15 protein-coding genes and 1 pseudogene are annotated in these 18,388 nt (G+C 66.3%); 5 read left to right on the top strand and 11 right to left on the bottom strand.

The genetic code is table 11. The features are described 5' to 3' along the window. Positions 1-271 precede the first annotated feature (271 nt). Positions 272-628 carry a winged helix-turn-helix transcriptional regulator gene (locus AC5P7U_RS01385; RefSeq protein WP_227416532.1) on the bottom strand — a complete coding sequence of 119 codons (357 nt, stop codon included), beginning with the start codon at positions 626-628 and terminating at the stop codon, positions 272-274. Between the two features lie 142 nt (positions 629-770). On the opposite strand from AC5P7U_RS01385, the gene AC5P7U_RS01380 reads away from it, so the two are divergent. Then, positions 771-1,712: an aromatic alcohol reductase gene (locus AC5P7U_RS01380; RefSeq protein WP_414555407.1), complete on the top strand. Its 942-nt coding sequence runs from the start codon at positions 771-773 to the stop codon at positions 1,710-1,712. A gap of 392 nt (positions 1,713-2,104) precedes the next feature. Here AC5P7U_RS01380 and AC5P7U_RS01375 read toward each other — a convergent pair whose 3' ends face one another. After that, positions 2,105-2,422, bottom strand: coding sequence for a hypothetical protein (locus tag AC5P7U_RS01375; RefSeq protein WP_495220729.1), 318 nt, complete (start codon positions 2,420-2,422; stop codon positions 2,105-2,107). Positions 2,423-2,500: 78 nt separating this feature from the next. After that, on the bottom strand, positions 2,501-2,860 hold the full coding sequence (locus AC5P7U_RS01370) for a hypothetical protein (RefSeq protein WP_006438903.1): 360 nt from the start codon (positions 2,858-2,860) through the stop codon (positions 2,501-2,503). A gap of 734 nt (positions 2,861-3,594) precedes the next feature. Between AC5P7U_RS01370 and AC5P7U_RS01365 the strand changes: the two genes are divergently transcribed. Next, complete coding sequence (locus tag AC5P7U_RS01365) at positions 3,595-4,446, top strand: alpha/beta hydrolase (RefSeq protein ID WP_414555405.1); 852 nt, start codon at positions 3,595-3,597, stop codon at positions 4,444-4,446. Positions 4,447-4,528: 82 nt separating this feature from the next. Further along, positions 4,529-5,467, top strand: a complete 939-nt coding sequence (locus tag AC5P7U_RS01360) for an alpha/beta hydrolase (RefSeq protein ID WP_006438905.1) — start codon at positions 4,529-4,531, stop codon at positions 5,465-5,467. A 67-nt stretch (positions 5,468-5,534) separates the two neighbouring features. Here the strand turns inward: AC5P7U_RS01360 and AC5P7U_RS01355 are convergent, their stop codons facing one another. Both AC5P7U_RS01355 and AC5P7U_RS01350 read right to left on the bottom strand, forming a co-directional pair. Continuing rightward, positions 5,535-5,957 carry a response regulator gene (locus AC5P7U_RS01355; RefSeq protein WP_006438906.1) on the bottom strand — a complete coding sequence of 141 codons (423 nt, stop codon included), beginning with the start codon at positions 5,955-5,957 and terminating at the stop codon, positions 5,535-5,537. Positions 5,958-6,049: 92 nt separating this feature from the next. Next, positions 6,050-6,817, bottom strand: coding sequence for a CPBP family glutamic-type intramembrane protease (locus AC5P7U_RS01350; RefSeq protein WP_006438907.1), 768 nt, complete (start codon positions 6,815-6,817; stop codon positions 6,050-6,052). Between the two features lie 149 nt (positions 6,818-6,966). On the opposite strand from AC5P7U_RS01350, the gene AC5P7U_RS01345 reads away from it, so the two are divergent. Further along, complete coding sequence (locus AC5P7U_RS01345) at positions 6,967-7,287, top strand: TFIIB-type zinc ribbon-containing protein (protein ID WP_006438908.1); 321 nt, start codon at positions 6,967-6,969, stop codon at positions 7,285-7,287. A gap of 82 nt (positions 7,288-7,369) precedes the next feature. Here the strand turns inward: AC5P7U_RS01345 and AC5P7U_RS01340 are convergent. From AC5P7U_RS01340 to AC5P7U_RS01315, 6 genes and pseudogenes are all read right to left on the bottom strand, one after another. After that, a pseudogene (locus tag AC5P7U_RS01340) lies at positions 7,370-7,880 on the bottom strand (GNAT family N-acetyltransferase). 81 nt (positions 7,881-7,961) lie between these two features. Then, positions 7,962-8,942: a copper resistance protein B gene (locus AC5P7U_RS01335; protein WP_414555399.1), complete on the bottom strand. Its 981-nt coding sequence runs from the start codon at positions 8,940-8,942 to the stop codon at positions 7,962-7,964. Then, the gene (locus AC5P7U_RS01330; protein ID WP_414555397.1) at positions 8,939-10,762 is read right to left on the bottom strand and encodes a copper resistance system multicopper oxidase; all 1,824 of its coding nucleotides are present in this window, start codon (positions 10,760-10,762) and stop codon (positions 8,939-8,941) included. Before AC5P7U_RS01330 ends, AC5P7U_RS01335 begins: the two co-directional genes overlap by 4 nt. Positions 10,763-10,837: 75 nt before the next feature. Next, complete coding sequence (locus tag AC5P7U_RS01325) at positions 10,838-11,218, bottom strand: CopL family metal-binding regulatory protein (RefSeq protein ID WP_414555395.1); 381 nt, start codon at positions 11,216-11,218, stop codon at positions 10,838-10,840. Positions 11,219-11,321: 103 nt separating this feature from the next. Next, positions 11,322-13,127 (bottom strand): DNA helicase RecQ, encoded by a 1,806-nt coding sequence (recQ, locus tag AC5P7U_RS01320; RefSeq protein WP_006439030.1) that lies wholly within the window; start codon positions 13,125-13,127, stop codon positions 11,322-11,324. Positions 13,128-13,654: 527 nt separating this feature from the next. Continuing rightward, positions 13,655-14,203, bottom strand: a complete 549-nt coding sequence (locus AC5P7U_RS01315) for a Dps family protein (protein WP_006439098.1) — start codon at positions 14,201-14,203, stop codon at positions 13,655-13,657. Positions 14,204-14,289: 86 nt separating this feature from the next. Here AC5P7U_RS01315 and hrpA point away from each other — a divergent pair, with 86 nt between their 5' ends. Then, a complete protein-coding gene (hrpA, locus tag AC5P7U_RS01310; RefSeq protein ID WP_414555915.1) occupies positions 14,290-18,372 on the top strand; it encodes an ATP-dependent RNA helicase HrpA in 4,083 nt (1,360 codons plus the stop codon). The last annotated feature ends 16 nt before the right edge of the window (positions 18,373-18,388 follow it).

The raw sequence follows: 18,388 nt of genomic DNA, 5'->3' as shown, positions 1-18,388 counted from the left end.
GGAAAAATTAAGTGGTTCCACGCTCGAGCACGTGCGGCTTATGAGGCAGTTGAACCACCGGCAGTTCGTGGTCGTATCGCTGTCGCATCTCTTCGGTGACGTGACCATATGCGTTCTTGCGGTGCCTTCGCTGAGGCCCCGATGTTGTAGCCCACACAAGGCCAAACGCTTGGCGTCGGATGTGACCGACGCGAATACCTCGGTGATGACGCGATGGAGCGTCCCCCCAGTGGGTGAAGCTACCTGCCTGCGCCGCTACTGGCCCATATCTTCATTTCCCGTCTGAAGAATCAAAATTCTGCCGACATTGGCGGAATTCCTCCGCATGAGCCACTACCCATGTCCACATGGGAATCATCAGTACAAGAAGGTCCTTGCCCAACGCTGTGATGCTGTACTCCACATGTGGCGGTACTTCGTGGAAATCCTGCCGGCTGATCAACCCGTCACGTTCCAATTGCCGGAGGGTGCGCGTAAGCATGCGCTGGGTGATCCCCTTCATCCGTCGCGCGACCTCGGCATGACGCAGCGTTCCATACACGCCAAGCGCATGGATGATACCCAGGGACCAGCGGCTACCAGCGTGCGCCAGAACCTCCCGGCGCAGTCCATCTTCGTCCTCGCTCATCCCGTCGCATATGGCTTGAGAGTGCCTTAGGAGTTCTTCCGGACTCATGAACGGTGCGGTCGGTATCATCGATGTGCCTTCTTACGTGTGGGCCATTAGGCGAGCAGAATCGCCGCCATCGTACACACACAAGGCGATTTCCATGTCATCTATCAGCACTACCCCCTCTCGGTCGATCCTGGTGCTCGGCGCAGGCGAGCTTGGAATGCCTGTCATCCGGAACCTTGCACGTTTGGCCGTAAGTCATCCAGGCACACGGATCAGTGTGATGCTACGGGTGACGTCGATCGACTCAGAACGGCCGGAGAAGCAGCGGGTGGTTGATGAAATCCGCGCCTTGGGGGTGAATATCGTTACTGGCGATCTGGTAACTGAATCAGTAGAAGCGTTGGCGGCCACCTTCGCGCAGTTCGACACAGTGATTGGATGCACCGGCTATGCCGCAGGCCGCGATACGCCAATGAAGGTCGCGCGTGCGGCGGTGAAGTCTGGTATTCCCCGCTACTTCCCTTGGCAGTTCGGTGTCGATTTCGATGCCATTGGGCGCGGTGGCCCCCAGGATCTGTTCGACGCCCAGCTGGACGTGCGCGAGTATCTGCGTTCGCAGACTGCGATGGATTGGGTGATCATCTCCACTGGGATGTTCACCAGCTACCTCTTCGAGCCCGACTTCGGCGTGGTCGACCTGATTGGGCATAAAGTGAACGCCCTGGGCTCGGCGAGCAACGCTGTCACCTTGACCACGCCGGATGATATCGGCGCAATGACAGCGCGCATCGTGTTCCACACACCTGCGATCCGCAACGAGATCGTGTATCTGGCAGGTGACACCATCCGCTACGGCGACCTTCCGGATATTCTGCAGAAGGCGTTCGGCGAACCTTTCGAGCTGACGATCTGGGGTGTACCCCAGCTCATGCAGGAACTGGCTAACGACCCGGGCAACATGATAAAGAAGTATCGCGCGGCCTTTGCCCAAGGGAGGGGCGTTGCGTGGGATGTGGAGCGAACCTTCAATGCGAAGATCGGGGCCGAGCTGCAGGGCGTGCAGGCGTGGCTGGATTCCAACGTGCAGCGCTCCTGATTTGCCACTGGATTGTGAGGAGGCGCCTGGGCGCCTTTCTCATTGCCGTTCCCGACCGCACACTCACGATGGTTGTACGTCGCGGCACACCAGTTCGCCAACGGCTCGGCAACCGGCGTCAAACGGTGGAGTCTAGGTCGTGGATCCCGTGCATATCGCTTGAGACGCCGGAAAAATTGTCGAGTGAGCTTAGGACCTGCAATGGTTCCACGCTCGATGGGCGGAAAAATAGAGCGGCGCAACCGGTTGTTTTCAAAGGAAGCGCCAGCTTTCTTTTAATCTTTTGGTCGAAGGTTCGAATCCTTCACGGCCCACCAATTGCACCAGTGACCCAGGTCATTCGAAAAGGCACCGCCATGCGGTGCCTTTTTTGTGCCGCTCGTCCAGGCCAACTACTTCGACCGCGCAGTCTTCGCTTTAGCCGCCGCCGCGTCGGCAGCCTCCTGTGCGGCTGTTGCTGCCGCATTCGCAGAACGTGCCGCCTCCGCTCTTGCCGCCTCGAAATAGTTGAGCCGCTGCAGACTGGTTCTGCGTTCCAGTTCCATCGCCGCGGCGAAGCTCTCCGGATGCTTTGCAGCACAAGCCTCCTGCACCAGTTGCACGGCACGATCAGACAGCCCGGGCTGGATGTTGCCGAGCAGGCAGTCGGCATACGGTACGGGCGCGGTCGGGCTGGCGGCCAGCGCGGCGATGAGCACGGCATTCAACATGCAAACCTCCTTGTAGGTTTCGAAGGGACTGGCGACCAGTCCATCCCAAGTATGGACCGGTTATGGGGGCAACGGCGGCTACGCCGGGCGGATATCTCGGCACACCAGTTCCGCCAGCCCGCGGCAGGCGAAGAACAACCCATCGATCACCCCTTCATCCAGATGGCGGTCGGGCGTGGCGATCGACCGGCAGCGTTCGGCGGCGTGCAGCATTTCCGCCACGGTCAGCATGCCAACGGCGGCACGCTCCGCGCGTGCCATCGCCTGTTCCCGCCCGGGCGGCAGATCGGCTTCCGGCCAGGGCAGGCTGTCGGCGCCGTCGCCATCGCGGATGCGCTTGAGGCATCCCCAGAATGTGCTGAGATCCGGTGTGGGGTTGTCATCGTCATTGACGCTGTCGAGGGTGCAGTAGGGCGCTTGGGGCGGACGTAGGGTCATCTCGGATTCCTCGGCTCTTGGGCAGTAGCACCACCGTGCAGGACGGGTGGCGGACGGTGCATGGCTGCGAGCCCGGAGACATCACGCAGTAACCGGCGGGTCCGAAAACCCCCACGCACCGCCCGCCATGAAGGCCGACGGATACCCGCCGGCACGGTCCGGAGACGATGCCGACAGATGAGCGCAAACAACAGCGTGAATGTTATTACGGGCTTGCAGGCCCGGTGCCACCCGTTGTCGGTGGCGCCGCATATTGGTTACGCCCGCGTGCGGATTTCAATCTGAAATGTGGGAAGAATTTCTGCCACCCACAGCGCGACACTATTGTCACAGAGGGCTCCGATGCAGCGAGCGACAGGACACGACGTATCTGTTCTTGTGGCCTGGCGAATCGCGTTGTGGAATGGCGCGAACCACATCGGGTGGCGCATTTGCTGTGAACCGGCGCGTGTAAAGCGTGCTGCACTTTCATGATCCGTAGCAGCGGCGCGAGCGCGTCACGCGGCAAAATTGCGGTGCGAACGCGACATATCCGTGCAGGCTCCCTGTGGAGCCGAGCCATGCTCGGCCGCGGTTCGCGTGGGGTGCTGAGCCGAGCGTGGGCTCGGCTCTACAGTGATCCATCCACGCAGGGCGTGGATCTACGCATCTGGCACGGGTGTTGAGCGTGCCGAAGCCGCCGATCCCTCTGGCGGAGCGCTATGCTCGGCCATCTTTCCCAGGATGGGCCGCCCATGCGCCTGATCGTGCTGTCGCTGTTGTTGTCCGCCGTCTCCGCCACGCCGCTGATGGCCGCCGAACCGGCGCCGTCCGCACAGGCCGCCGCCGCAACCCCGTTGGTCATTGGCGAGACCTTCACCGTACAGTCGAAGGCGCTGGGCGAAACGCGCCGCATCAACGTCTACCGCCCGCAGCCGTGGGGCCTGGACCCAAAGGCGCCGCTGCCGGTGCTCTACATGCCCGATGGCGGTATCGGCGAGGACTTCCTGCATGTGGCCGGGCTGGTGCAGGTACTGAGCGGCAACGGCAGCATGCGTCCGTTCCTGCTGGTCGGCATCGAGAACACCGAACGCCGCCGTGACATGACCGGCCCCAGCAAGGATCCGCAGGACCAGAAGATCGCGCCGCGCATCGGTGGCTCGGCGGCCTATCGCGCGTTCCTGCGCGATGAACTGATGCCGCAGGTGCGCCAGCGCTACCCGACCACCGACGAGCGCGCGTTGATCGGCGAATCGCTGGCCGGGCTGTTCGTGGTCGAGACGCTGCTGCAGGAACCGACGCTGTTCAACAGCTACATCGCGCTGGACCCCAGCCTGTGGTGGAACCGGGGCACGATGCTGGCCGGTGCAGCCAAGCAGTTGTCGGCGGTGACGCGTGCGCAGCCGCGCGTGTTCCTGGCCAGCAGCGGGCAACCGGAACTGGCAGCCTCTGCCGCGCAGCTGGCAACGCTGCTGGAACAGGCCTCGCCGTCGCCGCTGGTGAAGTACCTGCCACTGCCGGAGGAAACCCACGCCACGATCTATCATCCGGCCGCGTTGCAGGCGCTGCGCACGCTGTTCCCGGCACCGCCGCCGGCCTCGCCCTGACCGCACTGGCACCGCGTCGCACGCCATGCAAGGATGCGGCAGCGGCGCCATCCGGTGCGCCGCCCGCAACGGGAGCGTGTGGATGCAGCGTGTGCGTGGATGGAGTGTGGCGGCCTGCCTGGCCGTGAGTGGCTGTGCGATGTCGGTGGCACCGCCGGCAACGCAGAGTGAAGCGAAGCAAAGCGCGGCCACCGCTGCGCCGGGCGTGGTGTTGCCGGATACCGAAGCGCTGCGCGTGCACGATCCGGTCGGCCGCGATTACCCGGTCTGGGTGGCGTTGCCGGCCGACTACGCCGCGCATCGGGAGAAGCACTACCCGGTGCTGTACGTGACCGATGCGCTGTACAGCTTCCCGCTGGTGCGCAGCGTGCGCAACATGGTGGGGCAGAAGGGTGTCAACCTGGAGGATTTCATCCTGGTCGGGCTGCCGCCGCAGGAAGGCTTGACCTCCAGGCAGAGCCGCTCGCGGGACTACACGCCCAGCGATCCGGCGCGCACCGATCCGCGTGACTACAGTGATGACGTCAGCTATGGCGGCGCCGCGCATTACCGCGATTTCCTCGCCGAGCGCGTGCTGCCGATGATCGATGCGCGCTACCGTACCGATCCGGCACGGCGCGCTTACGCGGGCCATTCCTACGGCGGCCTGTTCGGCGCCTACGTATTGACCACGCGTCCGGACATGTTCCGTACCTACATCCTGTCCAGCCCGTCGCTGTGGTTTGACGACCATCTTGTACCGCGCCTGCAGGCCGAGGCCAGGGCGCCCTCGCAGCCGACCACGGTGGTGTTGTCAGTGGGCAGCTTCGAAACGGTCAAGCCGGAACCGCGCTACTTCACCCGCAACGACATGCTGCGCCACAACGCCGAGTTCGCCGAACAGCTGCGCAACAGTGGGCGATCGTTGAAGGTGGAGAACATGGTGATCGATGACGAGGACCACTTCACGGTGTACCCGGACATGATCACCCGCGCGTTGCTGAAGGTGTTTCCGGGTACCGGGCCGTACAGCAGCGGTTGATGGCAGGTGCCAGCCACGCCGATGAGACGCGGATTCAGCCGATCCACGCCATCCGTGGATGAATGCCTCAGGCTGCCTGTGCGTCCGGTCCGGTCAGCACGCCCACATCGGCGTGCCGGAAGCACAGGCGGATGGCATCCAGCAGTTCGCTCATGTTGTAGGGCTTGGGCAGGAAATGGATGCCGTCGCGCAGTTGTGGCAGCACGCGGTGCTGGTCCATGCCCGAAGTGACCAGGATTGGCAGGTACGGATAGAGGTCGCGCACCTGGTTGGCGGCTTCAATCCCGCTCACCCGGCCCAGGTTGACGTCGGTAAAAAGCAGGTCGAAGCGCTCACCGGCGGCCAGCAGGCCCAACGCGGCTTCGGCCGAGCTGACGCCCACCACATGGCAGGCCTGGCTTTCCAGCGCCAGCCGGCTCAGTTCGCGGGTTTCCTCCGCGTCCTCGATCAGCAGGACGCGGGGCTCAACGTGGCGCTTGGACAGCAACATGACGCGACAACTCCGGACAGCAACGGTGAAAAGGCGCGCAAGTATGCGCAAGCCGGTAGTGATCCCGGCGTGCACGGCAGGCTAAGTGGGCGTTACAAGCGCGTCAGGCGGCGATGACGCCTGTGCCAGGCCAGCGCGGCCACCGCCAGCAGGGCCGTGCCGATGCGCAGGCTGGTGGCCTGCCAGCCCAATGCGATGGCGTCATCGAGGCTGAACACATTCCAGGCCAGGTTCATCGAAACGTGCAGCACCAGGCCGCACCACAGGGTGTCGCCGTCGAGGTGGTCCAGCCAGGCGAAGATGAAGCCACCGAAGGCGATCACCGCACCGATGAACAGCGCGGTGCCACCGCCCTCGAAACCGCCGAAGCCGAGCCAGTGCACCCAGCCGAACAGCAACGCCTGCGGCAGTGCGAACAGGGGCCACGGGCCGCGCACGATCCTCACCAGCAGGATGAAACCCAGGCCGCGGAACAGCACCTCTTCGGCCACGGGGAACAGCACCGCTAGCATCGTTGCGTCCAGGACGGTCAGCGCGGTGTTAGGTGTGCCCAGCAGGGCCAGGCCGAGCCAGCAGGGCAGGCTGGCCAGCAGCACGCACAACGGTCCGCTCCAGCCGTTGCCGCGCAGCCCGAGACTGGCCAGCAGGCCCACGCCGCGGGGGCGCAGCAGCGCGGCCAGCAACAGCGCCAGCAGTACGGCCAGTGCATTGTCGAGCAGGCTGCCGCCATAGGGGATGGGCAGCGCAGGAATCGGCGCACCGATGGACGCGGCGATATCGCGCAGGTTCAGGCCAAGGCCAACGCCCAGCAGCACCAGCAACAGGCGCACCGGGTTGGGCAGGCGGGACAGCATGGTCATGCGCGCACTCCCTGCGGGACAAGGCCGCAGTGTCGGGCCGACCGCTTCCGCCGGCACGCGCCGGAAGTCCCTGTGCCATCGGTCATGTGTTGCCGCACAGTCATCGCAGGGCAGGTACAGTCGATGCCAGACCGACAGGAGCAATGCCCATGCTGTGCCCCGTATGCACGACCCAGACCCTGCAGATGGCCGAACGCCATGGCATCGAGATCGATTACTGCCCGGGGTGCCGTGGTGTATGGCTGGACCGTGGCGAGCTGGACAAGATCATCGAGCGCGCCGGTGCCGGAGCCGCGGTGCCGCCGCCTGCGCCTGTGCAGCAGCAGCCGGCGTCCACGCCGCCGCCGGTGATGCACCGTGACACCCGCCATCTCGGCCAGCGCTACGAGGACAACCGTGGCCAGCAGCATGGTCACGGCTACAAGAAAAAGAAGAAGGACAGCTTCCTGTCCGAACTGTTCGATTTCTGAGTGGTTCGCTCTTTGTAGAGTCGAGCTTGCTCGACTGGCTGTCCGACAGCAGTCGAGCAAGCTCGACTCTACAGGGAGGCGGTCACGGCCGACGCAGGATGAACTCGCGGTCGTGGGTGTCGCCGACGATGAATTCATACTCGCCCACCTTGCTGCAGCCATAGCGTGCGTAGAAGCGCTGCGCACCGAAGTTCTCTTCCCACACGCCCACCCACAGGGTGCGGCGCTGCGGGTTGTCCAGCCAGTCCATGAACGCGTCCATCAGGCGCGCCATGGCCGCCGTTCTGGTAGGCGGCCAGGATGTAGAAACGCTTCAGTTCAATGTCGCCCTCGCGCGCATCCGCATGCGGCAGGGTGTTGGCACCGGCGGCCAGGTAGCCGACCACGTTGTCGGCGTCCATCAGCAGCCAGACTGCACTGCGCGGGTCGGACAGCTCGGCGCGTTGGGGCCCGCTGCTGTAGTGCGCCTGCAGGAAATCGTGCAGTTCCTGCGGCGGATACGAGTCGCCCCAGGTTTCGTTGTAGGTGGCGATGGCGATGGCCGACAGCGCTTCGACATCGGCGAGGGTGGCGCGGCGGATCTGCAACGACATGGTGGGGCCTGCATTGGAACGTGGCGCAGTGTAGCCGGCCCCGGCGGCTGCCGGGGCTGGCGGTTGCTCACACTCCGCTGCTCAGAACCACATGCGCACGCCGGCCACCCAGCGCGTGTCGCGCGCGTGGTCACCGGCATGATCGGCGGTGTCGCCAAACGTGCGTTCGTGGCTGATGCCGATGTACGGCGCGAAGCGGCGGCTGAACTCGTAGCGCAGGCGCAGGCCGGCTTCCACCTTGTTCAGGCCGCGGCCGATGCCGTACTCCGGTTCGTCCTTGGCCGCCACGGTGGCTTCCAGCAACGGCTGCAGGATCAGGCGATTGGTCAGCAGCACGTCGTACTCGACTTCGGCCTTGGCCAGTACCTGGCCGCCGGAACCCATGTACAGCGTGGCCGAGCTTTCGAACTTGTAAGGGGCCAGGCCCTGGATGCCGAGCGCGGCCCAGGTACGCGAATCGGCCGGCCGGAAGTCCTGGCGCACGCCGATCAGCACGTCCCACCAGGGCGACACACTGCGGCCGTATAGGGCTTCCAGCGATGACGACTCGGTGCGGCCACGGCTGCGTTCGCCATCGGTGCGCAGCCACAGGCGGTTGATGTTGCCGCCGATCCAACCGGTCGCCTCCCAGGCTTGGCCGTTGCTGCTCTTGCCATCCCAGTGTTCAAGACGGTCGATCAGCAGCAGGCTGTTGATCTCCGGCGCATGTTCCATCGCGCCATGTGCGATCGGCGGGAAGGCGGCGGCGCGGTCGGCGTCGGTCGGGATCGGGATCGGCTCGCGTGGCTCGGTCGGTGCAGGCGATCCGTGGCCCATCGCGGCGTGGTCCATCGAGGAATGATCCATCGAGGAATGATCCATCGTCGCCGGCTGCGTCGTACCGTGATCCATCTTCGAGTGATCCATCTTCGAATGATCGACCTGCTCGGCTGGCGTTGTCGTGGCTTTCGCAGGCGCGTCCATCGCGGCCATGTCATGGCCGGCATGCGACTGCGCGAACACCGGAAGTGCAGTCGCCAGGCCCAGGGCCAGCAGGCTGGGGGAAAGCAGTGTGCGGCTCATTCTTCGATCCTCACTTCGCGCATCATGCCTGCTTCCATGTGGTACAGCAGGTGGCAGTGGTAAGCCCAGCGACCGAGTGCGTCGGCGCGCACGCGATAGCTGCGGCGGGTGCCCGGCGGCATGTCGATGGTGTGCTTGCGCACCTGGAATTCGTTCTGCGCGTTTTCCAGATCGCTCCACACCCCGTGCAGGTGGATCGGGTGCTGCATCATGGTGTCGTTGACCAGCACGATGCGCATGCGCTCGCCGTAGTTCAGCCGCAGCGGCTCGGCGCTGGCGAACGGGATGCCATCGAACGACCAGGAGAATTTCTCCATGTGGCCGGTCAGGTGCAGCTCGATCTCGCGGCCCGGTTCACGCCCATCCGGGTCCTCGAACAGGCTGCGCATCGCTCCGTAGGTCAACACCTGGCGGCCGTTGTCGCGCAGGCCGATACCCGGGTCGTCCAGTTTGGGTTCGGTGGCTGAGCTCTGCATGTCCACCAGCGGGTTGTTGCGTTCGCTGGCCGGGTGCTTCGGTGCCTTGCTGGCGGCATCGCTGCCACCGCCATGTGCGCCGTGGCCCATGCTGGCACCGCAGCCGCCTTCCATGCTTTTCATCGCGGCCATGTCGTGGCCAGCGTGGCCGCCCATGTCATGCCCTGCCATGTCGTGCCCCATGTCGGACATCGTCAGCAACGGGCGCGGGTCGCGCGCCGGAATCGGTGCCTGCAGGCCATGCCGCACCGCCAGCGTGCCGGCGGCAAAGCCGGTGCGGCCCATGTCCTGGCAGAAAAGGGTGAACGCATCCTGGCCAGTGGGCTCCACCAGCACGTCGTAGGTCTCGGCCGGTGCGATGCGGAACTCGTCGATGCTGACCGGATGGATGTACTGGCCGTCGGCGGCGACCACGGTCATCTTCAGGCCGGGGATGCGCACGTCGAAGTAGGTCATCGAGGCGCCGTTGATGAAGCGCAGCAGCACCTTCTCGCCGCTGCGGAACAGCCCGGTCCAGTTGCCGGCCGGCGCGGTACCGTTCATCAGGTAGGTGTAGGTGTGCGCGTTGATGTCGGAGATGTCGGTCGGGGTCATCCGCATCCGCCCCCACATGCCACGGTCGGACAGCGCGGCCGACCAGCCATCGCGCTTCACGTCGCGCAGGAAGTCCGGCAGCGTGCGCTTGTAGTAGTTGTCGTGCTCGGCGAGCTTCTTCATGCGCCGGAACAACGCACCCGGGTCCATGTCGGTCCAGTCCGACAGCAGGATCACGTGCTCGCGGTCGTGGTGGTACGGCGCCGGCTCTGCCGGGTCGATGATCAGCGCGCCGTACAGGCCGGCCTGCTCCTGGAACATCGAGTGGCTGTGGTACCAGTAGGTGCCCGACTGCTTGAGGTCGAAGTGATAGTGGTAGGTCTCGCCGGGGCCGATGCCGTTGAAGCTCAGGCCGGGCACGCCGTCCATGTTGGCCGGCAGCAGGATGCCGTGCCAATGGATCGAGGTCGGGTGGCGCTGCAGCGTGTTGCGCACGAACAGGTCCACGCTCTGGCCTTCGCGCCAGCGCAGGATCGGTGCCGGCAGTGAGCCGTTGACGGTGATCGCCGGGCGGGTGCGGCCGGTGAAGTTGGCCAGCGATTCGCCGATGGACAGCTCGACGCGGGTGTCGCTGAGCACGGCGGGGGCGCCGGCCAGGCGCGGCGTGGACGTGGCAGCGGCGAGCGCGCGCTGCGGCACGCCGACGGCGGCGATGCCGGCGACGACGCCACCGGCGGCCAGGCCCTGCACGAACAGGCGGCGCGAGGGCATGGGCACAGCGCCCGGGCCGGGGGGAATGCGGGTATTCATGGTGGTGACTCCAGACACGGATAGATGCCGGCAAACAGCCGGCTCTGGTGCGCAGCGCGCACGGTACGCGTGGAATCAGCCGATGGGAGGGCGCGAGATCGGCGGCAGTGGCGGCGCCGGGCGGCCATTGGCCGGCATCCGTTGCGGGGCCAGCGACAATGCCGGGCCGGCCAGGTACGGCAGGGGTTGCACCACCAGCAACGGGTGCTGCGCGCAGCTGCGCACGCAGTCCTTGATCTGGCAATGGGCGTCGTGGGCGGGGGCCTTGGCCTGCGGAGCCTGTTCGGCCTGCATGCCGGCGTGGTGGTGGCAGTCGGCCTCGCCGTCCTCGGCGGCGGCCACGGCATGGCCCATCCGGCCCATCTCCTCGTGACCACTGGCCATGGCCGCGTTCAGCCCGTTGAGCAACAGGCTGAGCATGAGCACGACACGGAGCAGGGTCGAGGCCAAAGACATGGGCGTCAATTTAGCGGCAAGTGGGCGCAGATGCACTTCCAGCTGAACAGCCGGTTCAAGGTTGGGGCTGCACCAGGGTGGGCATCGCCACGTTGGCCCGGCGCTACCCTTCCTCGCGCACGATCTCCACCAGGCGCGGGCCGTAGCGGCTGAGCTTGGTGCCGCCGATGCCGCCGACCCGGGCCAGTTCGTCCAGGCTTGTCGGACGCTGCTCGGCGATGTTGCGCAGGGTGCTGTCGTGGAAGATCACGAAGGCCGGCACGTTCTGTTCACGTGCCAGTTCGGCGCGCAGGCCGCGCAGGGCGTTGAACAGGGCCAGGTCCTGCGGCAGCACCGACAGCCCGGTGCGCTGTGCGCTGCGTTCGCGGCCGCTGCTGGTGCCGGCGGCATCGCGGCGCATGCTGATCTGGCGGCGGCCAGTCAGCACGGCGCGGCTGGCATCGGTCAGGCGCAGGCCGCCGTGGCCCTCGCTGTCCACTTCCAGCAGGCTGGCGGCCACCAGCTGGCGGAACACGCTGCGCCAGGTGCGCGCATCCAGGTCGCGGCCGATGGCATAGGTGCTCAGCTTGTCGTGGCCCTGCTGCTTGACCTTCTCGTTCTCGCTGCCGCGCAGGATGTCGATCAGGTGGCCGACGCCAAAGCGCTGGCCACTGCGGTAGACGCAGCTCAATGCCTTCTGCGCGGGGACGGTGGCGTCCCAGGCGGCCGGCGGCGTCAGGCAGTTGTCGCAGTTGCCGCAGGGCTGCGGATAGGTCTCGCCGAAACCGGCCAGCAGCACCTGGCGGCGGCACTGCATGGATTCGCAGTAGCCCAGCAGGTGGTCGAGCTTGGAACGCTCCAGCTGCTTGCGCTCCTCGCTGGCCTCGGACTGCTCGATCATCTGCTTGAGCAGCACCACGTCGCCCAGGCCATAGCACAGCCAGGCCTCGGCGGCCTCGCCATCGCGGCCGGCGCGGCCGGTTTCCTGGTAATAGCCTTCCATCGACTTGGGCAGGTCGGTATGCGCTACAAAGCGCACGTCCGGCTTGTCGATGCCCATGCCGAAAGCGATGGTGGCGCACATCACGATGCCGTCTTCGCGCAGGAAGCGGCGCTGGTTGTTGGCACGCACCTCCGGCGGCAGGCCGGCGTGGTAGGGCAGCGCATTGAAGCCCTGGCCGCAGAGGAATTCGGCGGTTTCCTCGACCTTGCGCCGCGACATGCAGTAGACGATGCCGGCTTCGCTGCGATGGCCGCGCAGGAAATCGGTCAGCTGCTTGCGGGCGTTGTCCTTCTGCACAACGGTGTAGCGGATGTTGGGGCGGTCGAAGGAGCTGACGAAGTGGCGGGCTTCGGCCAGGTCCAGGCGCTCGGCGATCTCGCGCTGGGTGGGCGGGTCGGCAGTGGCGGTCAGCGCGATGCGCGGAATGTCCGGCCAGCGCTCGTGCAGGACGGTGAGCTGGCGGTATTCCGGGCGGAAGTCGTGGCCCCACTGCGACACGCAGTGCGCTTCGTCGATGGCGAACAGGGCGATGTGGCTGCGCGACAGCAGCGACAGGAAACGGCCGGTCAGCAGGCGCTCGGGCGCGACATAGAGCATGTCCAGTTCGCCGGCCAGCAGTTCGCGCTCGACGCGACCGGCGGTTTCGGCGTCCAGGGTCGAATTGAGGTACTCGGCGCGCACGCCCAGCTGGCGCAGCGCCTCGACCTGGTCCTGCATCAACGCGATCAGCGGCGAAATGACGATGCCGCAACCGTCACGCAGCAGGGCCGGCACCTGGTAGCACAGCGACTTGCCGCCGCCGGTGGGCATCAGCACCAGGGCATCGTGACCGGCAGCCACATGCTCCACGATGTCCTGCTGCGGACCACGGAAATCGTCGTAACCAAAGACGCGTTGGAGCAGGTCGTGCGCGGGACGGGAAGCCATCCGGGTAGTTTACCTCCCGGAGGCGGCGGCAGGGCTGCGCCCTGGGAACGCGCCATCGCATGCGCGCTGCCGCTCCCACGCTTCGCTGCGCGAAACGCGGGCCCCACTTACCAGCTCCCAGACCCCCGCCGCTTCGCGGCCGCCCCCTGACTCAGGGGGCTCTCCCCCAGACTTGGCCCGGTGGCCAGTAGATCCACGCCATGCGTGGATGAAATCTGTCAGATATCGACAAACAAAATGGGGTCAGAGCCGTTTTCCGAAGGAAAACGGCTCTGACCCCGTGCCGACCAACGGTCGGCACCTACCGCCAGCAGCGGGAAACTGTCGAAGGCGGGGTGGGTCCGGTGGCAGGGGTGTCCGCGGCATGGATGCCGCGGCCAAGCCCCCATGGACGGGTTTACGGCGTCCCCTGCCACCGGCCCCACCCCGCCTACCCACAGGAAGCCAGCTTTTGCTGTTGCTGTTGCCGGCCAGCGGCCGGCACTACCGCGGGTGCAGGGCGCAGCCCTGCCGAGCCCCCCAAACCCTTACTGGAGGAGCGAGCGAAGCATCCAGGCGTACTTCTCGTGGGTCTGCAGGCGCTGGGTCATCAGATCCTCGGTCGGGGCATCGTCACCCTTGGCCGCCACGTCCAGCACTTCACGTGCCGTACGGCAGACCGCTTCGTTGGCGACCACCAACTGGCGTACCATTTCACGCCAGTCCGCACTGTCGGTCAGGCCCGGTTCCTCGGCGATCGAGGTCAGCGCAGCAAATTCCCGGTAGGAGCCCGGGGCATTGAAGCCCAGCGCGCGGATGCGCTCGGCCACGTCGTCCAGTGCCGCCCACTGCTCGGTGTACTGCGTCTCGAACATGGTGTGCAGCGAGTTGAACATCGACCCGGTCACGTTCCAGTGGAAGTTGTGCGTCTTCAGGTAGAGCGTGAACGCATCGGCCTGGAAGCGCGACAGACCGTCGGCGATCTTCTTGCGGTCGCCCTGGGTGATCCCGATATCGATGTTCGGTGCCGACGGTGCCGCCGCTGCAAGCTTCTGCTTGCCGGTCTTGGCCTTGGTCGTGCTCTTGGTCTTCGCCATGGGGTTCCTCCTTGTGGAATCGTTGGCCTTCACAATAAACCGGTCGTGATGACTGGTCGCTTTCAAAGTTTTGAACGAACCGATTGATGAACTCTATCGATAAAAATCCATCGCCCCGCCTGCGCCAACAGCGTGCCGCCATCGACGGCGCCATGAGCCGCGACCGGGGCCGTCTGCTGGGAATGCTTTCGCGTCGCCAGGCCAAGCCACAGGATGCGGCGCTGGCCGCCACCTTCGAGCAGGCCTTGCAGGCATCGGTGCAGCGCCGGCAGATGCGGGCGCAACAGCAGCCATCCATTACTCTGGACCCGCAGCTGCCGATTGCGCGTGAAGCCGACGCGATCATCGAGCTGATCCGCGACCACCAGGTGGTGGTGATTGCCGGCGAAACCGGTTCGGGCAAGACCACCCAGCTGCCGAAACTGTGCCTGGCCGCGGGCCGTGGCCAGGCCGGCATGATCGGTTGCACCCAGCCGCGACGGATTGCCGCACGTGCGGTGGCCAGCCGCGTGGCGCAGGAACTGCAGAGCGAACTGGGCCAGCTGGTCGGCTACCAGGTGCGCTTCAACGACAAGGTCAGCGACGACAGCCGCATCAAGTTCATGACCGACGGCATCCTGCTGGCGGAGATCGCCAGTGACCGCTGGTTGTCGAACTACGACACGATCATCGTTGACGAAGCGCACGAACGCAGCCTCAACATCGACTTCCTGCTGGGCTACCTGAAGCAACTGCTGCGCAAGCGCCCGGACCTGAAGCTGATCGTCACCTCGGCTACCATCGATACCGAGCGCTTCGCCCAGCATTTCGACAATGCGCCGGTGATCAGCGTCGAGGGCCGCACCTTCCCGGTGGAAGTGCGTTACCGCGCGCTGGAAGGCGAGGGCGAAGACCAGGGCGAACGCACCGTCAACGATGCCATCGTGTCGGCCATTGACGAGATCACCCGCCTGGATGCGCGCGGCGACGTGCTGATCTTCCTGCCGGGTGAACGTGAGATCCGCGACGCGCACCAGTCGCTGGAGCGCCGCAAGTACCGCAATACCGAAGTGCTGCCGCTGTACGCGCGGCTGTCCAACCAGGACCAGGACCGGGTGTTCAACCCGGGCCCGAACCGGCGCATCGTGCTGGCCACCAATGTGGCCGAAACCTCGCTGACGGTGCCGCGCATCCGCTACGTGGTCGACCCCGGTTTCGCCCGCGTCAAGCGTTACAGCCCACGCAACAAGCTGGACCGCCTGCATATCGAGCCGATCTCGCAGGCCAGCGCCAATCAGCGCAAGGGTCGCTGCGGCCGTATCGCCGAGGGCATCTGCTACCGCCTGTACGCCGAAGCTGATTTCCAGGCGCGGCCGGAGTTCACCGATCCGGAAATCCGCCGCTCCAGCCTGGCGGGGGTGATCCTGCGCATGCTGCAGCTCGGCCTGGGCCGCATCGAGGACTTCCCGTTCCTGGAAGCACCCGATGAGCGTGCGGTAGCCGATGGCTGGCAGCAGCTGACCGAGCTGGGCGCGATCGATGCCGAGCGGCGCATGACCACCGTCGGCAAGCAGATGGCACGCCTGCCGGTGGACGTGAAGCTGGCGCGCATGCTGGTCGCCGCGCAGGCCGCCGGCTGCCTGCGGCCGATGCTGGTGATCGCCTCGTTCCTGGGCATCCAGGACCCGCGTGAACGCCCGCCGGAAGCCCGTGGCGCGGCCGACAGCGCGCATGCGCAGTTTGCCGATGGCCGCTCCGAATTCGTCGGCGTGCTGCGCCTGTGGGATGCCTATCGGCAGGCCCATGAAGACCTGACCCAATCGAAGCTGCGCGACTGGTGCGGCCGTCATTTCCTCGGTTTCCTGCGCATGCGCGAGTGGCGCGAGCTGCATCGCCAGCTGCGGCTGCTCTGCGAGGAGCTGGGCTGGAAGGAAGAGGCCAACGAGGCGTCGATGGCGCCGCTGCTGGCCGGCAGCAGTGCGCCGGCGCCGGCGCGTGATGACGCGGCGGCGGTGAAGGCCACCCGTGGCCAGCTGCACCGTGCCGCGCGGTTGGCCCGCGAGGGCAAGGCCGAAGCCGCGCCGGCACCCGTGGCCGTGCGCGCGCAGAAGGAACAGGTGCCGGCTGGCGTCGGTTTCAGCGAACGCGTGCGTGCTGGGGCCTACCAGACCCTGCACCGCGCACTGGTGGCGGGCCTGCCGACGCAGATCGGCCATCGCACCGAGAAGGGCGATTTCCAGGCCCCGCGCCAGCGCCGGTTCCTGCCGTTCCCGGGCTCGGCGTTGTCCAAGCGGCCGCCGCCTTGGCTGCTGGTGGCCAACCTGCTGGATACGCAGAAGGTGTGGGGCATGACCCTGGCCGCGATCGAGCCGGACTGGGTGATTGCCGAACTGCCGCACCTTTTGCTGCGCAAGCATTTCGATCCGCACTGGTCGCGCGCGCAGGGCCAGGTGCTGGCGTCCGAGCAGATCAGCCTGTTCGGCCTGGTGCTGGCGCCGAAGAAGCCGGTGCACTACGGCCGCATCGAGCCGGGCGAGGCGCACGACATCTTCGTGCGGCAGGCGCTGGTGACCGGCGAGATCAACACCCGTGCCAGCTTCGTGGCCGACAACCAGAAGGTGCTGGAGGTCGCGCGCGAGGAAGAAGCCAAGCTGCGCCGCGCCGGCATCGTTGCCGACGAGGACTGGCAGGCGCGCTGGTACCTGGACCGGGTGCCGCCGCAGATCCATTCGGCGGCGGGTCTGGATACTTGGTGGAAGGGGCTGGCGCCGGAGCAGCGCAAGACCCTGCACTGGTCGCTGGTCGACCTGCTGCCCGGCGAAGGCAGTGAACAGGAGCGCTACCCGAAGTACCTGGCGCTGGGCCAGGCGCGGTTGCCGCTGCATTACCGCTTCGAACCGGGCGCCGACGATGACGGCGTGACCCTGGACGTGCCGCTGCACCTGCTCAATGCACTGGACCCGGTGCAGCTGGGCTGGCTTGCGCCGGGCTTCGTGGTGGACAAGGCCTCGGCGCTGATCCGCAGCCTGCCCAAGGCGATGCGCCGCAACTATGTGCCGGCGCCGGACTTCGGCCGCGCGTTCTTCGAGGCGTTCCCGCAGCCCAGCGCCGATGCCATCACCGGTGAGCTGGCACGCTTCCTGTCACGCGCGACCGGTGCCACGGTGACCGCGCTCGATTTCGAGCCCGGTGCGATTGAACCGCACCTGCACATGAACCTGCGCCTGCGCGACGAGCACGGCAAGGTGCTGGCCACGTCGCGTGACCTCGATGCGCTGCGCGCGAAATTCGGTGGTCGTGCCGGCGATGCCTTCGCGGCGCGTGCCGGGCGCGAGATGGCGGCCGATGGCCTGCGCACGTTCCCGGCCACGCCGATTCCGCTGCAGGTTCCCGGCGAAGCGGGTGTGCCGGCCTATCCGGCATTGCTCGATGAAGGTGACAGCGTGGCGCTGCGCATCTTTGCCGATCGGCAGCAGGCGCAGGAAGCCCATCCGCTGGGCGTGCGCCGCCTGCTGGAGATCGCGCTGGCCGAGAAGGTCAAGCAGGCACGCAAGCAGCTGCCGGTGGGCGCCAAGACCGGCCTGCTGTACGCGGCCATCGAATCGCAGGAGCGCCTGCGCGGCGATCTGGTCGATGCGGCGATGAACGCGGTGCTGGCCGAAGGCCTGGAGGACATCCGCGATGCGGCGGTCTTCGAGCAGCGTCGCGACCACGCGGCCAAGGCGCTGTTCGGCGAGGCGATGTCGCGGCTGAAACTGGCCGAGACCATCCTGGCGCTGGTGGCCGAGCTGAAGCCGATGCTGGAGGCGCCATTGATGGGCTGGGCGCGCGGCAACCTGGATGACATGGAAGCGCAGCTGGCCGGACTGATCCACCCCGGCTTCCTGCGTGATACGCCAGCCGATGCACTGGCGCAGTATCCGCGTTACCTGAAGGCGATGATCCTGCGCACCGAGCGGGCCAAGCGCGATCCGCCGCGCGACCAGGCACGCATGCTGGAACTGCATCCGTTCCTGGACGCGCTGCGCGATGCTGAGGCGCAGGGCCTGCGTGAACGCCCGCAATGGCAGGCACTGCGCTGGGACCTGGAGGAACTGCGGGTGTCACTGTTCGCGCAGGAGCTGGGCGCGCGCACCGGCATCTCGGCGAAGAAGCTGGCGCAGCGGGTAACCGCACTGCGCCAGGCGTGAGTCCGATCCGGTAGAG

The sequence above is a fragment of the Stenotrophomonas sp. YJH_SMC_57 genome (genome assembly GCF_059369755.1).
The sequence above is the reverse complement of the archived record's forward strand: the minus strand, read 5'-3'. Positions and strand labels throughout refer to the sequence as shown.